This is a genomic window from Blastococcus sp. KM273129 (assembly GCF_021698995.1).
In the GTDB taxonomy this organism is placed as follows: domain Bacteria; phylum Actinomycetota; class Actinomycetes; order Mycobacteriales; family Geodermatophilaceae; genus Blastococcus.
In genome coordinates, this window is sequence record NZ_SSXB01000035.1 from 23,164 (window position 1) to 37,312 (window position 14,149).

The 14,149-nt window shown below is 73.9% G+C and carries 13 protein-coding genes; 8 read left to right on the plus strand and 5 right to left on the minus strand.

The window, feature by feature from the left end:
* The first annotated feature begins 25 nt into the window (after nt 1-25).
* The 6 genes from E9565_RS11765 (at nt 26) to pknB (ending at nt 8,374) form a co-directional block, all read left to right on the plus strand.
* The gene (locus E9565_RS11765) at nt 26-484 is read left to right on the plus strand and encodes an FHA domain-containing protein (protein ID WP_236826832.1); all 459 of its coding nucleotides are present in this window, start codon (nt 26-28) and stop codon (nt 482-484) included.
* Nucleotides 481-1,899, plus strand: coding sequence for a PP2C family serine/threonine-protein phosphatase (locus E9565_RS11770; RefSeq protein ID WP_236835199.1), 1,419 nt, complete (start codon nt 481-483; stop codon nt 1,897-1,899). Before E9565_RS11765 ends, E9565_RS11770 begins: the two co-directional genes overlap by 4 nt.
* Nucleotides 1,899-3,305, plus strand: a complete 1,407-nt coding sequence (locus E9565_RS11775; RefSeq protein WP_236826830.1) for an FtsW/RodA/SpoVE family cell cycle protein — start codon at nt 1,899-1,901, stop codon at nt 3,303-3,305. Before E9565_RS11770 ends, E9565_RS11775 begins: the two co-directional genes overlap by 1 nt.
* Nucleotides 3,302-4,747 carry a penicillin-binding protein 2 gene (locus E9565_RS11780; RefSeq protein ID WP_236826829.1) on the plus strand — a complete coding sequence of 482 codons (1,446 nt, stop codon included), beginning with the start codon at nt 3,302-3,304 and terminating at the stop codon, nt 4,745-4,747. Before E9565_RS11775 ends, E9565_RS11780 begins: the two co-directional genes overlap by 4 nt.
* Complete coding sequence (locus tag E9565_RS11785; protein WP_236835201.1) at nt 4,747-6,456, plus strand: serine/threonine-protein kinase; 1,710 nt, start codon at nt 4,747-4,749, stop codon at nt 6,454-6,456. The genes E9565_RS11780 and E9565_RS11785 overlap by 1 nt, the downstream gene beginning before the upstream one ends.
* Nucleotides 6,457-6,601: 145 nt before the next feature.
* On the plus strand, nt 6,602-8,374 hold the full coding sequence (pknB, locus tag E9565_RS11790) for a Stk1 family PASTA domain-containing Ser/Thr kinase (RefSeq protein ID WP_236835203.1): 1,773 nt from the start codon (nt 6,602-6,604) through the stop codon (nt 8,372-8,374).
* A gap of 64 nt (nt 8,375-8,438) precedes the next feature.
* On the opposite strand, the gene E9565_RS11795 is transcribed toward pknB, so the two are convergent.
* Complete coding sequence (locus tag E9565_RS11795; protein WP_236835205.1) at nt 8,439-9,098, minus strand: aminodeoxychorismate/anthranilate synthase component II; 660 nt, start codon at nt 9,096-9,098, stop codon at nt 8,439-8,441.
* Between the two features lie 61 nt (nt 9,099-9,159).
* Nucleotides 9,160-9,909, minus strand: coding sequence for a DUF881 domain-containing protein (locus tag E9565_RS11800; RefSeq protein ID WP_236826825.1), 750 nt, complete (start codon nt 9,907-9,909; stop codon nt 9,160-9,162).
* Nucleotides 9,910-10,042: 133 nt separating this feature from the next.
* On the opposite strand from E9565_RS11800, the gene crgA reads away from it, so the two are divergent.
* Entirely contained in the window at nt 10,043-10,315 is a 273-nt protein-coding gene (crgA, locus tag E9565_RS11805; RefSeq protein ID WP_236826824.1) for a cell division protein CrgA, read from the plus strand.
* A gap of 520 nt (nt 10,316-10,835) precedes the next feature.
* On the opposite strand, the gene E9565_RS11810 is transcribed toward crgA, so the two are convergent.
* A complete protein-coding gene (locus E9565_RS11810; RefSeq protein WP_236835206.1) occupies nt 10,836-11,996 on the minus strand; it encodes a thiolase family protein in 1,161 nt (386 codons plus the stop codon).
* 92 nt (nt 11,997-12,088) lie between these two features.
* Here E9565_RS11810 and E9565_RS11815 point away from each other — a divergent pair, with 92 nt between their 5' ends.
* Complete coding sequence (locus E9565_RS11815; protein ID WP_236826822.1) at nt 12,089-12,511, plus strand: PH domain-containing protein; 423 nt, start codon at nt 12,089-12,091, stop codon at nt 12,509-12,511.
* A 25-nt stretch (nt 12,512-12,536) separates the two neighbouring features.
* Here E9565_RS11815 and E9565_RS11820 read toward each other — a convergent pair whose 3' ends face one another.
* Nucleotides 12,537-13,292, minus strand: coding sequence for a rhomboid family intramembrane serine protease (locus tag E9565_RS11820; protein ID WP_236826821.1), 756 nt, complete (start codon nt 13,290-13,292; stop codon nt 12,537-12,539).
* Nucleotides 13,293-13,420: 128 nt separating this feature from the next.
* Complete coding sequence (locus E9565_RS11825) at nt 13,421-13,954, minus strand: peptidylprolyl isomerase (RefSeq protein ID WP_236826820.1); 534 nt, start codon at nt 13,952-13,954, stop codon at nt 13,421-13,423.
* Nucleotides 13,955-14,149: the final 195 nt, after the last annotated feature.

A 14,149-nucleotide genomic window follows, 5' to 3' on the forward strand; every position in this document is an offset into this window, starting at 1 on the left:
GGCAGGTGCAGGGCGGGGTGCGCCCGTGACCGAGCTCGTCGTCCAGATCTTCCGCTTCGGCTTCCTGCTGCTGCTGTGGCTGTTCATCTTCGCCGCGTTCCGCGTGGTGCGGGCCGACCTGTTCGGCGGCCGCCCCGGTCGCGTCGCCACCGTCCCGCCGCGTGCCGCCACCCCGAAGAAGCGCGGGCACCGCGGCCCCAAGTCGCTGGTGGTCACCGCCGGACCGCTGACCGGGACCAAGATCACCCTCGGTGACCAGCCGATCCTCATCGGCCGCGCCGACGACTCGACGCTGGTCCTCACCGACGACTTCGCCAGCTCCCGGCACGCCCGCCTGACCAACCGGGGCGGTCAGTGGTACGTCGAGGACCTCGGCTCCACCAACGGCACCTACCTGGACCAGCAGCGCGTGCAGGGCCCGCTGCAGGTCGCCCCCGGCCAGCCGATCCGCATCGGCCAGACCGCACTGGAGCTGCGTTCGTGACGTTGGTCCTCCGCTACGCCGCGCGCTCGGACCGCGGCCTCATCCGCGGCAACAACCAGGACTCGGTCTACGCCGGGCCCCGGTTGCTGGCCGTGGCCGACGGCATGGGCGGCCACGCCGCCGGAGACATCGCGAGCAAGGTGGTGATCGCCGCCCTCGAGCACCTCGACGACGACACCCCCACCGGCGACATGCTGCAGTCGCTGCGCTCCGCCGTCCACGAGGGCAGCGAGCACCTTCGCGAGGTGATCCGGGAGTCCCCGCAGCTCGAGGGCATGGGCACCACGCTCACCGCGATCCTGTTCGCGGGCGGTCGGCTGGCGCTCTGCCACGTCGGCGACTCGCGCGCCTACCTGCTGCGCGACGGCCAGTTCACCCAGATCACCCACGACGACACCTTCGTGCAGACGCTGATCGACGACGGCCGGATCACGCCGGAGGAGGCCAACCACCACCCGCAGCGCTCCCTGCTGCTGCGCGCCCTCAACGGGCAGGAGGTGGAACCCGACCTCTCCATGCGCGAGGCGCGCGCCGGCGACCGCTACCTGCTGTGCTCCGACGGCCTCTCGGGCGTCGTCAGCGAGGAGACCCTCGCCGAGGCGCTGCAGAACCCCGACCCGGAGGCGACCGCCGACCGGCTCGTCGAGCTGGCGCTGCGCAGCGGCGGGCCGGACAACATCACCGTGATCGTCGCCGACGTCCTCGAGGACACCGGCAGCAACGGCCGCTTCGACCCGGTCGTCGACGGCGCCGCGGGCGACAACGTCGGGCAGCGCGAGGTGGACCCGCGGTCGGCCGCCGGCCGGGCGGCCCTCGCCGACCAGGCCGCCGCTCCCCCGCCGACACCCACGCTGCCGACGGGCGGCGGCCCCTCCGCCCGCCGCCGCCCGGTGCGCATCCTCCTGGTGGCGGGGGCCCTTCTCACCGTGCTGGTGGCAGGGGCGATCGGCATGTACTTCTGGGCGCTCAACAACTGGTTCGTGGGGGTGAACGGCTCCGGCGACGACCGGCAGGTGGCCGTCTTCCGCGGCCTCGACGTCTCCTTCCTGGGGATGGACCTGCACCGCCTCGACCGGGGCACCGACCTCGCGCTCGCCGACCTGACGCCGGCCGCGCGCAACCGGGTGCTCGGGAGCATCACCGCGGACAACTCCGCCGACGCCGAGCGGATCGTCTCCGCGCTGGCCGACCAGCGGCTGCCGATCTGCCGGACGACCACCGGTGCCACCGGCGCCACCACGCCCACCGGCACGCCGACGCCCCCGGCGGCGAGCCCGACGACCGCCCAGGAGCCCGCCCCCGGCGACGCCGCCCTGCCCGAGGCCCCGGCGCTCGAGGACGAGGTGGCCGCCCCGACGTCGGCACGGACCACCTCGGCCCCCGTGCCGGGGGTGGACTGCCGGGAGGTCGACTGATGGCCGGACCCGTCACCGACCCCCGCGCCGCTGCCGCCGCGACACCCACCCGGCGGGGCACCGAGGCGCTGCTGCTCGCCTTCGCCGTGCTGATCACGGTGGTCGCGCAGATCATCGTCGACCTCACCGTCACCGGGGAGCTGCGCCCGCAGATGGCCGGCTTCAGCGCGTGGATCACCGCGCTGTGGGTCGTCGCGCACCTCGTCGTCCGCCGGTGGGCCTCCTACGCCGACCCGCTGCTGCTGCCGTCGGTCGCGCTGCTCGTCGGCCTGGGGCTGGCGGTGATCCACCGGCTCGACCTCGCCGCCGGGCAGGTGGGCAGCACCGTCACCCGGGAGGACGCCCCGGTGCAGCTGGTGTGGGCCACCCTCGGGGTCGCCCTCTTCGTCGCGGTGCTCGTCGTCGTCCGCGACCACCGGACCCTCTCCCGGTTCGCCTACACCCTGGCGCTCATCGGGCTGGTGCTGCTGGCCATCCCGGCCGTCCTGCCGGCGTCGATCTCCGAGGTCAACGGGGCCAAGATCTGGATCCGCGTCGCCGGCTTCTCCATCCAGCCGGGCGAGTTCGCGAAGATCTGCCTCGTCGTCTTCTTCGCCGCCTACCTCGTGGACAAGCGCGACGTGCTGGCGCTCGCGAGCAAGAAGGTGGCCGGCATCGAGCTGCCGCGCGGCCGCGACCTGGGCCCGGTGCTGCTGGCGTGGATCGTCTCCATCCTGGTGCTCGTCTTCGAGCGCGACCTGGGCAGCTCGCTGCTGCTGTTCGGCATATTCGTGGTGATGCTCTACGTGGCCACCGAGCGCGCCAGCTGGCTGTTCATCGGCCTGGCGCTCTTCGCCGGCGGGGCGTTCATCGCCTACCAGATCTTCGCCCACGTGCAGGCGCGGGTGAACACCTGGCTGGACCCGTCGGCGTACTACGACGGCGCCGGCTACCAGCTGATGCAGTCGCTGTTCGGCCTGGGCACCGGCGGGCTCTTCGGTGCGGGCCTCGGCGGCGGCCGCCCCGACCAGGTGCCGGTGGCCAAGAGCGACTTCATCGCCGCCGCCGTCGGCGAGGAGCTCGGGCTGTTCGGGCTGGTCGCGGTGATCGTCGTCTACCTGATCCTGGTCGAGCGCGGGCTGCGCACCTCGCTCGTCGTCCGCGACGCCTTCGGCAAGCTGCTGGCCACCGGCCTCGCGTTCGCCGTCGCCTGGCAGGTGTTCGTCGTCCTCGGCGGCGTCACCGGGCTGCTCCCGCTGACCGGCCTCACCACGCCGTTCCTGGCCTACGGCGGGTCGTCGCTGGTGGCCAACTTCGTGCTGGTCGCCCTGCTGGTGCGGATCAGCGACGCCGCCCGCCGCCCGGCGGCGCCGCACGCCACGCCCGTGCGCCTGGGTGATGCCCCGACCGAGGTGGTGACGCCGTGAACGCCCCGCTGCGGCGGGTGGCGATCAGCGTGCTGGTGCTGTTCACGCTGCTGATCGTCAACGTCAACGTCATCCAGGTCGTCCGCTCCGACGACCTGCGCACGGACACCCGCAACACCCGCGTGATCGCCGAGTCCTACGACCGCGAGCGCGGCTCGATCATCGTCGAGGGCACCGAGGTCGCCCTCTCCGTCCCCACCGACGGTCGCCTGGAGTACCTGCGCACCTACCCGCAGGGGCCGTTGTACGCGCCGGTCACCGGGTACCACTCGCTGGTGTACGGCAACCGGTACCTCGAGGACGTCATGAACGACGTGCTCTCCGGGGACGACGACCGGCTCTTCGTCCGCCGCATCGCCGACCTGTTCACCGGGCGCGACCCCGCCGGCGGGGACGTCGTCCTCACGCTGGACCCGGACGTGCAGGCGGCCGCGATGGCCGGCCTGGACGGCGTGACCGGTGGCGTCGTGGCGCTCGACCCGGAGACGGGGGCGATCCTCGGGATGGCCAGCACGCCGACCTACGACCCGGGCCTGGTCTCCGGCCACGACCCCTCGGTCATCCGCGAGAACATGGAGCAGCTCACCGGGGCGGACCCCGACCCGCGGGTGAACCGCACGATCGGGGACAACTTCCCGCCCGGGTCGCTGTTCAAGGTGATCGTGGCGGCCGCCGCGCTGGAGGACGGGCTGACCCCCGAGTCCGTCGTCCCTGCGCCCCGGGAGCTGCCGCTGCCCAACAGCAGCCGGGTCATCCCCAACTTCGGCGGCTCGGCCTGCAGCCCCAGCGGCGAGCAGTCGCTCACCGACGCGCTCACCATCTCGTGCAACACCGCCTTCGCCCAGCTCGGCCTGGACCTCGGTGAGGACCAGGTGCGCGAGATGGCCGAGGCGTTCGGGCTCGACGAGGGCGGCCTGGAGATCCCGCTGCAGGTCGCGCCGAGCACCGTGGGCGACATCGTCGACGACGCCGCCCTGGCCCAGACCTCCATCGGCCAGCGCGACGTCCGGATGACGGTGCTCCAGGCGGCGATGGTCGCCTCCGCGGTGGCCAACGACGGCGTGCAGATGAAGCCCTACCTCGTCGAGGAGCTGCGCGCTCCGGACCTGACGGTGATCGACTCGGCCGACCCGGAGGTGCTCAACGAGCCGGTCTCGGCCCAGGTGGCCGACCAGCTCACCGAGATGATGGTCAGCGTCGTCGCCCGCGGCTCGGGGCGCGCCGCGCGCCTGCCCGGCATCGACGTGGCCGGCAAGACCGGTACCGCGCAGGTGCGCGAGGGCGTGCCCGACCACAACTGGTTCATGGGCTTCGCGCCGGCCGACGACCCGCAGATCGCCGTCGCCGTGTTCGTGGCCAACGGGGGCGGCACCGGCGGCGACGTCTCGGCCCCGATCGCACGGGACGTCCTGGCGGCCTGGTTCGACGGGCAGGGCGGCTGATGGCACTGGGGATCGGCAGCCTGCTGGCCGGGCGCTACGAGATCACGGCTCCCATCGCCACCGGCGGCATGGGGGAGGTGTGGAAGGCCCGCGACCGGGTGCTGGACCGGATCGTCGCGGCGAAGGTGCTCAAGACCGAGTACACCAACGACCCGAGCTTCCTGGCCCGGTTCCGCAACGAGGCGCGGCACACCGCGGCGCTGTCGCACCCCAACATCGCCTCGGTCTACGACTACGGCGAGACCACCGACGACAGCGGCGTCCAGACCCTGGCGTTCCTGGTCATGGAGTTCGTCGAGGGCCAGCCGCTGGTGACGATCCTGCACGAGGAGGGGCGGCTGCCGGTCGACTGGACGCTGCACGTCCTCGGCCAGGCCGCCGACGGACTCTCCGCCGCGCACCGGGCCGGCGTGGTCCACCGCGACATCAAGCCGGGCAACCTGATCGTCCGCCCCGACGGCGTGGTCAAGCTGACCGACTTCGGCATCGCCCAGGCCCGCGACGCCGCCCCGCTGACCCGCACCGGGATGGTGGTGGGCACCGCCCAGTACCTCTCCCCCGAGCAGGCCCAGGGCATGGAGGTCACCGCCGCCTCCGACGTCTACTCCCTCGGCGTGGTCGGCTTCGAGTGCCTGGCCGGCGTCCGTCCCTTCGACGGCGCCTCGCAGGTGGCCATCGCGCTGGCCCACATCAACCGGCCGCCGCCCCCCCTCCCCGGTGACGTCCCCCCGGCGGTCCGGCTCCTCGTCGAGCGCGCCCTGGCCAAGGACCCCGCCGACCGGTTCACCGACGGCGGCGCGTTCGCCGACGCCGTCCGCCGGGTCGGCGCCGGCGACACCCTGGCCGGGGCCGGCCCGGTGGTCGCACCGGCCACGACCCCCACCGAGATCGTGGACGTCGGGGGCGACCGCACCCAGGTCTTCGCCACCCCGGCCGCCGGGATGCCCGCGGTGGCGCCCGCCACCGGTGGCCGTCCCATGCCGCCGCTCCAGGCGCCGCCGGACGACGACGACTGGGCCGGCGGCGACGAGCCACCGGCGCGCCGCACCCCTCGCTGGCTCTGGCCGGCGGCGGCCCTGGTGCTCGTCCTCCTGGTCGCCGGCACCACCTGGCTGCTGCTGCGGGACTCCGCCGACTCCACCGGGCAGGACGCGTCCCCCACCACCGGCGCGGCCACCACCAGCGCCGAGGCCGACGGGATCCTCCTCGATCCGGCGCGGTACATCGGGCGCGACGCCGACGAGGTGGAGGAGGAGCTGCGCGAGGCCGGCTTCACCACGGTCACGCAGGAGGAGGCCAGCGCGGGGCTGCTGACCGCCCTGGGCCAGACCCTGGACCAGAACGACGTCGCCGGCATCGACCCCTCGGGGGTCGAGGCGACCCCGGACACCCCGATCACGCTCTTCTACGCGCCCGACGACTACGACCCCGCTCCCGTGGAGGACGACGAGGGGGGCGACGAGGGCGAGACGTCGGCGCCGACCACCACGACGGCGCCGACGACGACCACGGCCCCCACCGGGACCACCGAGCCCACCGGGCCCACCGAGCCGACGGGCACGACGGGTGCGACGACCTCGTCGTCCACCACCGCCGGGGGGACTCCGGCGCCCACCACGACCACCGCACCGCCACCGCCGGACGAGCCGGACGACCCGGAGACCGACCCCGATGCCAATGCGGCGACGACCGTGGGTAATCAGCCATGAGCACTCCGACATGGCGATCCCGGGTTGCGGGCCGTTCTGCGGTTAGGCTCGCCGGCGGCCAGCAGTCCGCGGCACCGACCGTCGCGGGCAGCCCCCGCACCACCGGGCCGCGGAGGCTGCACGGAACAGCCCGAGAGGACCGTCGATGACCACGCCGCAGGTGCTCGGTGAGCGCTACGAGATCGGCGGAGTCCTGGGCCGCGGCGGCATGGCCGAGGTCCACCACGGACGCGATCTGCGCCTCGGCCGCGAGGTGGCGGTCAAGGTGCTGCGCCACGACCTGGCCCGCGACCCCTCCTTCCAGGTCCGCTTCCGCCGCGAGGCGCAGGCCTCGGCGTCGCTGAACCACCCGGCGATCGTCGCCGTCTACGACACCGGTGAGGACCGCACGCCCAGCGGCGCGACCCCGTACATCGTCATGGAGTACGTCGAGGGCGAGACGCTGCGCGACGTGCTCCGGCGCGAGGGCCGGCTGCCGGTCGAGCGGGCCATGAGCCTGGCCGCCGACATCTGCGGCGCCCTCGACTTCAGCCACCGCAACGGCATCGTGCACCGGGACGTGAAGCCCGGGAACGTCATGATCACCCCGCAGGGCTCGGTCAAGGTGATGGACTTCGGGATCGCCCGCGCGGTCTCGGACTCCGCGGCCACGATGACCTCCACCGCAGCGGTGATAGGGACCGCCCAGTACCTCTCCCCCGAGCAGGCCCGCGGCGAGGGTGTGGACGCCCGGTCCGACGTCTACTCGCTGGGCTGCCTGCTCTACGAGCTCGTCACCGGGGCCCCGCCGTTCACCGGCGACTCCCCGGTGTCGGTGGCCTACCAGCACGTCCGCGAGGACCCCCGGCTGCCGTCGTCGATCAACCCGGACGTGCCGCCGGAGCTGGACGCGATCCTGCTCAAGGCGATGAGCAAGAACCCCGCCAACCGGTACCAGTCGGCCGCCGAGATGCGCAACGACCTGCTCCGGGCGCTGGCCGGGCAGCGGGTCGAGGCGACGCCGGTCATGGGCGACGCCGAGAAGACCGCGATCATCGGCGCCCCGGTCGGCGGCTACGCCAGCGGGTACGGCGACGACGACTGGGACGACGACGGCGACCGGCGGCGGAAGCGGCGGATCATCGCGATCGTCGCGGTCCTCGGCGTGCTGCTGCTGGGCGGCGCGATCGCCGCCGCGGTGGCGCTGACCCGCGGCGAGGAGACCCCCGCCGTCGCCCAGGTCACGGTGCCGCCGCTGCTCAACCTGGACCAGGCGGCCGCGGAGCAGGCCATCACCGGGGCCGGTCTGGTCGTCGGCGAGGTGACGCAGGAGGCCAGCGGCACCGTGCCCGAGGGCCAGGTGCTGGGCAGCACGCCGCCGAGCGGGAGCCGGGTGGACGAGGGCAGCGAGGTCGACCTGGTGGTCAGCGCCGGCCCCGACACCGTCCAGGTGCCCAACGTCGTCGGCCTCACCGAGGACCAGGCGCGCGCCAACCTCGAGCAGGCCGGGTTCACGAACATCTCCAGCCGGCAGGTCGACTCCATCGAGTTCGACGAGGGCCGGGTGGCCGCCGTGAGCCCCGCCGAGTCGAGCCAGGCGGACCTGGAGACCCCGATCACGCTGAGCGTCTCCACGGGCACCGTCGAGATGCCCGACGTGGTCAACCAGCCCGAGGCCCAGGCGCGCGCGGCCCTGCAGGACGCCGGCTTCGGCGCCGGGCAGATCACCCGCCAGGACGTCGAGCGCGACGACGTGGCGCCGGGCACCGTCGTCGAGACCGACCCGTCGGCCGGGGACGACGTCGGTTCCGGCGAGACGATCACCCTCCTCGTCGCCATCCCGGTCCCGGCGGAGGAGCCGGCGACACCGACCACCTCCAGCCCGCCCGTCCCCACGGAGCCGGTCACGCCGCCCACCGAGGACGGCGTCGGGGACTGAGTCCTCCCGGGGACATGCAGCAGGGCCCCTCCCGTCCGGGAGGGGCCCTGCTGCGTTGCCGGGCTCAGGCGATGGCGGAGGAGAGCCGCTGCGCGCTCGCGGTGGCGGCGGCCACCAGCTCCTCGTCGGGCGCGAGGCCGCACGCGGCCAGCCAGGTCGCCAGCATCCGGTGGCCGCCCTCGGTGAGCACCGACTCGGGGTGGAACTGGACGCCCTCGATGGGCAGCTCGCGGTGCCGCAGCGCCATCACCAGGCCCGAGGGGGTGTGCCCGGTGACCTCCAGCTCGTCGGGCACCGTCGCGGCGTCCACGGCCAGCGAGTGGTAGCGGGTGGCCGTGAACGGCGACGGGAGGCCGGCGAGGACGCCCTGGCCCTCGTGCACCACCTGGCTGGTCTTGCCGTGCAGCAGTTCGGGGGCGCGCACCACCTCCGCGCCGAACGCCTCCGCGATCGCCTGGTGGCCCAGGCACACCCCGAGGACGGGGATGCCCTGCTCGGCGGCGGCGCGGACCATCGGCACGGTCACGCCGGCGTCCGCCGGCGCACCGGGGCCGGGGGAGAGCAGCACGCCGGCGACGTCGAGGTCGGGGAGCTCGTCCGCGGTGACGGCGTCGTTGCGCCGCACCTCGCACCGGACGCCGAGCTGGCCGAGGTACTGGACCAGGTTGTAGACGAAGCTGTCGAAGTTGTCGACGACGAGGACCGGACGGTCGGCGGCGGTCATCGCGGTCGAGCTCCTAGCGGGTTCAGGGGTGCCGCACGGGCACCCGCGGACGGCCGGACGGTCAGCCGGCGGCCGCGTGCTGCAGGGTGAGGCCGCCATCGTAGGCGGGGACGGTCACCTGGGGCCGCTCGCGCACCTCGAAGGTGAGCCCCCAGGAGGCCACCGCCTGCTCGAAGACGGCCACCTGCGGCGAGGCGTCCAGCGCTGCCTCCACCCGGGACGCGTCCACCACGGCGGTGACGACGAACGGCGGCGAGTAGGTGCGGCCCTGCAGCAGCAGGGTGTTGCCCACGCACCGGACGGCGCTCGTGGAGATGAGCCGCTGATCCATCACCGCCACCCCCTCGGCGCCGGCCGCCCACACGGCGTTGACGACGGCCTGGACGTCGCTCTGGTGGATGACGAGGTCGTCGGGGCGGGCGCCCCGCGGGAGGCTGCCGTCGGACCGCTGGGGGGCGTCGTCGAGGGTGATGACCACCCCGGCGCCGGTGACCGGCGTCAGGCCGGCCGAGGGGGCCCCGGCCTCGGCGACGGCCTGCTCCTGGGCCACGTCGCCGTCCCGGGTCGCCACCTGGTCGGTGAGCCGCTGCACCTGGGCCTGCAGCTGGACCAGCTGGCGCTCCTGGCGGACCACGGCCGCGTCCCGCTCCTCCACGAGCTGGGAGAGCTGGGTGACCTCACCGGCGCGCAGGTCGCTGCCCTGGGCGGTGCGGCCGGAGGTGGCGAAGAGCAGGCCGGCGGCCAGGGCGACGACCGGGACGAGCGCTCCCCAGGCGGAGGCGGAGCGCCCGGGCAGCGACCAGCGGGCCACCGGGTACCTCCCTCGGAGCGGACGGGGTCGGCGCGTACGGGTGGAGCAGCGCTGCCGACGTCCCCCGGAAGTTTAGTCTGGGGGGCAGTTCCGGCCGGGAGGACGAGTCCGGCCGCCGGGAGGGAGTACGCACGTGCCCAAGTCGAAGGTGCGCAAGAAGTCGGTGTACACGCCGCCGGAGGACGTCGTCCGCTCGCGGGGGGCGCAGGCCAAGGCGCTGCAGCCCAGCCCGCGCTGGTGGGCGCCGGTCATGGTCACCCTCATGCTGCTCGGGCTGCTGTGGATCGTCGTGTTCTACGTCGCCGGCGACCAGATCCCGTTCATGCAGTCGCTGTCGGCGTGGAACTTCGCCGTGGGCTTCGGTGCCATGGTCGCCGGGCTGATCATGTCGATGCGCTGGCGGTAGCCCGCAGCCACCGATCGCCGCGCGAGGCCCCCGTCCCCACCGGGACGGGGGCCTCGCTCGTTCCCGCGGCCGGGGCGGCGGGGCGATCCCCGACTGTGCACAGCGGTCACCGTCGTCCACAGGTCGACATGACGGCCCACCCCCAGGGTTGTCCACCGAGTGTGGAGGGACCGGCCGGGTCCGTTCGCCGCTGACCTGGGCTTTCCCGACCGCTGGGGCGCGTGTGACGAGCCGTCCATCGGCGTAACTACAGCCGTGTGAGTCTGTCCCCAGCTGTGTACCCAGCTGTGGACGAGTCGACATGTGCGCCCGGACGGGACGCTGACCGTGCACCGCCCTACCCGCGTTGACCTGCGGATACACCGGCCGGGCAGGAGCTGTGGACGGACCCGTCCGGGTCACCCGACGCTTCCGCACGTGCACGGAGAGGAAGCGCCGTCCACCGGTGGGCCGCCGGCCCCGGAACGGCACGAGCCCCCGGCCGGGCGGCCGGGGGCTGGTGGGGAGTGCGGCGGGGCGGTCAGGCGTCCAGGAGCTCCAGGATCGTCGCGTTGGCCGTGCCGCCGCCCTCGCACATCGTCTGCAGGCCGTACCGGGTGCCGGTCGCCTGCATGTGGTGGACGAGGGTGGTCATGATCCGCGCGCCCGAGCCGCCCAGCGGGTGCCCCAGCGCGATGGCGCCGCCCAGCGGGTTGAGCCGGGCGGCGTCGCCACCGGTGTCGGCCATCCACGCCATGGGCACCGGCGCGAACGCCTCGTTGACCTCGAAGACGCCGATGTCGTCGATCGACAGCCCCGAACGTGCCAGCACCTTCTGCGTGGCCGGGATGGGCGCGGTCAGCATGATGACCGGGTCGTCGCCGGCCATGACCGTCGTGTGGATGCGCACCATCGGGCGCAGGCCGAGTTCGCGGGCCTTCTCGCTGGTGGTCACCAGCAGGGCGGCCGAACCGTCGGAGATCTGGCTGGCGTTGCCGGCGCTGATCACGCCGTCCTCCTTGAACGGCGTCTTCAGGGAGGCGAGCTTCTCGAGCGTGCCGCCGGGACGGATGCCCTCGTCAGCGCTGACCACCGTGCCGTCGGGCAGGGTGACCGGTGCGATCTCCTCGTCGAAGGCGCCGTCGGCCTGCGCCTTGGCCGCCTTCTCGTGCGAGGAGAGGGCGAACTCGTCGAGCTGGGTGCGGGAGAAGCCCCAGCGCTCGGCGATCATCTCGGCGCCGATGCCCTGGTTGGGGTACACCCCGTCGTAGCGCTCCAGGAAGCGCGGGCCCAGCGGCTTGCCCGCGATGCCGTCGGCCCGGGCGGAGCCCATGGGCACCCGGCTCATCGACTCCACCCCTCCGGCGACGACGACGTCGGCCTGGCCGCTGATGACGGTGGCCGCGGCGAAGGCGACGGCCTGCTGGGAGGACCCGCACTGCCGGTCGATGGTGGTGCCGGGGACCGACTCCGGCCAGCCGGCGGCCAGCGGCGCGTTGCGCCCGATGTTGAAGGTCTGCTCCCCGACCTGGCTCACGCAGCCCCAGAAGACGTCCTCGACGACGGCCGGGTCGATGCCGGAGCGCTCGGCGAGCGCCTGCAGCACGTGGGCGGAGAGGTCGACCGCGTGCACCCCGGAGAGCCCACCCCCTCGCTTGCCCACCGGCGTACGGACGGCGGCACAGATGACGGCATCACGCATGGACCCACTCCTCGGGGACGACGGTCGGGTGCGCCGGCCGGCCACCCTGACCGCGATCGTATGTTCCGCGCCACACCTGGCACGCTGGTGGCGTGCAGTGGTCTCCCCCGGCAGCCCTGCCGGCCGGTCTCGCCGCGGGCGCCGTGGTGCTCGGCGCGGTCGCCCTGCTGCTGGACCCGGCCGGCCGGATCCTGGTCGGCGGCGCCGCGCTGCTGCTGGTCGCCCTCGCCGTCCGCGAGGCGCTGCTCCGGCCGCGGCTGGCCGCCGGCCCCGACGGGGTCGCGGTGCGGACGCTGACCGGTACCCGGGTGCTGCCCTGGGGGCTGCTGCGGGTGCGCGTCCGCAGTGCCCGGCGCTGGGGGACGACGGTCCGCACCCTGGAGCTCGAGGGGCCCGCCGGGGGTGTGGACGACGGCCTGCTGCTCGTCCTGGGCCGCTGGGACCTGGGCGCCGACCCCGCGACGGTGGCCGGCGAGCTCGCCGAGCTGCGCCCCGGGGGCGGTCCGGCGCGGTGACGCCGCGGCCGCCGGGCCGCCGCCGTCAGACGCCGGTGACGTGCGAGACGCCGAGGGCGAGCACGAGGAGCAGCACCGCCAGCGCGCCGATGCCGGCCACCTGGACGGCGGTGCGGCGGCGGGTTCCGATCAGCAGCGCCGCGACCACCGCGCCGGTGACCAGGCCGCCGAGGTGCCCCAGCAGCGAGATGCCGGGCAGGAAGCTGATGAAGATGTTGATGCCCAGCAGGACCAGGATGCCCCGCACGTCCTGGCGGCGGACCACCATGAGCACGCCGAGGGCGCCCAGGAGGCCGTAGATGGCCGTGGAGGCCCCGGCGACGGGCCGGGCGAAGTCGCCGAACAGCTGGATGGCGGTGGAGCCGCCCAGCGCGGAGACGACGTACAGGGCCAGGAAGCGCGCCCGCCCCAGCTGCCGCTCCAGCTCGGAGCCGAACACCAGCAGCGCCAGCATGTTGAGCACCAGGTGCACGAGGCCGATGTGCAGGAACGCCGCGGTGAGCAGCCGCCACGGCTCGCCCAGCTCGACCAGGAGCGGGTACTGCGCGAGGTCGACGAAGACCGGCGAGCGGTAGTTCTCCAGCGGGGCGTTGCCGGCCAGGCCCGCCGACACCGCCGTCACCAGGAACATGACGACGTTGATCGCGATCAGCGTCACCGTGACGCCGCCCCAGCGGGTGGCGGCTGCCTTCAGGCCGGAGGTGCGCTTGGGCGCGCGCACCGACGCCGTGCCCTCCCGGACGCACGCCGGGCACTGGAATCCGACCGACGCCGGGATCATGCAGTCGGGGCAGATGGGACGGCCGCACCGCGCGCACCGGATGCCCGTGGGCCGCTCCGGGTGGCGGTAGCAGGCCGGTGGCGGGGGCGGCGGCTGGTCGGCCGCGCCCCCGCCGTGCGGTTCCGTGCTCAGCTGCGCTGCACCTCGACGGACTCGATCACCACGTCCTCGACGGGGCGGTCGTTGCGGCCGGTGGAGACGGCGGCGATCCGGTCGACGACGTCCCGGCTCCCCTGGTCGGCCACCTCGCCGAAGATGGTGTGCTTACCGGTCAGCCACGTGGTGGGGGCGACGGTGATGAAGAACTGGGAGCCGTTGGTGCCCGGGCCGGCGTTGGCCATGGCGAGCAGGTAGGGCTTGGTGAAGGCGAGGTCGGGGTGGATCTCGTCGCCGAACTGGTAGCCGGGGCCACCGATGCCCTGCCCGAGCGGGTCGCCGCCCTGGATCATGAAGCCGGAGATGATCCGGTGGAAGATCGTGCCGTCGTAGAGCTTGTCGGTCGTCTTCTCGCGGGTCGCGGGGTGCGTCCACTCGCGGGTGCCCTCGGCGAGATCGGCGAAGTTCGCGACCGTCTTGGGGGCGTGGTCGGGGAACAGGTCCACGGTGATGTCGCCGTGGTTGGTGTGCAGGACCGCGCGGCGGGCGGGAGTCGATTCAGTCACCGCTCCACTCTCCCACCGTCGCGCCGGCGGCGTGTCGCTGGGCCGGGAGCGCGGTGGCACGGGGCGTGGGCCGGCGTCCGCGGCCCCAGGTGTGGAGACGAGGGTGTCTGAGTTGAGGACATCGTGCACACCTGTCTCGGGACATCGTTCACACCCTGAGGTGAGGGGTGTGCGATGGGAATGCCGCAGCTGGTC

What these genes read in the sequence shown, in the direction of transcription:
- E9565_RS11775 (WP_236826830.1), top strand. Translation starts at nt 1,899, where the DNA reads ATGGCCGGACCCGTCACCGACCCCCGCGCCGCTGCCGCCGCGACACCC.
- E9565_RS11785 (WP_236835201.1), top strand. Translation starts at nt 4,747, where the DNA reads ATGGCACTGGGGATCGGCAGCCTGCTGGCCGGGCGCTACGAGATCACG.
- pknB (WP_236835203.1), top strand. Translation starts at nt 6,602, where the DNA reads ATGACCACGCCGCAGGTGCTCGGTGAGCGCTACGAGATCGGCGGAGTC.
- E9565_RS11795 (WP_236835205.1), bottom strand. Translation starts at nt 9,098, where the DNA reads ATGACCGCCGCCGACCGTCCGGTCCTCGTCGTCGACAACTTCGACAGC.
- E9565_RS11810 (WP_236835206.1), bottom strand. Translation starts at nt 11,996, where the DNA reads ATGCGTGATGCCGTCATCTGTGCCGCCGTCCGTACGCCGGTGGGCAAG.
- E9565_RS11820 (WP_236826821.1), bottom strand. Translation starts at nt 13,292, where the DNA reads ATGATCCCGGCGTCGGTCGGATTCCAGTGCCCGGCGTGCGTCCGGGAG.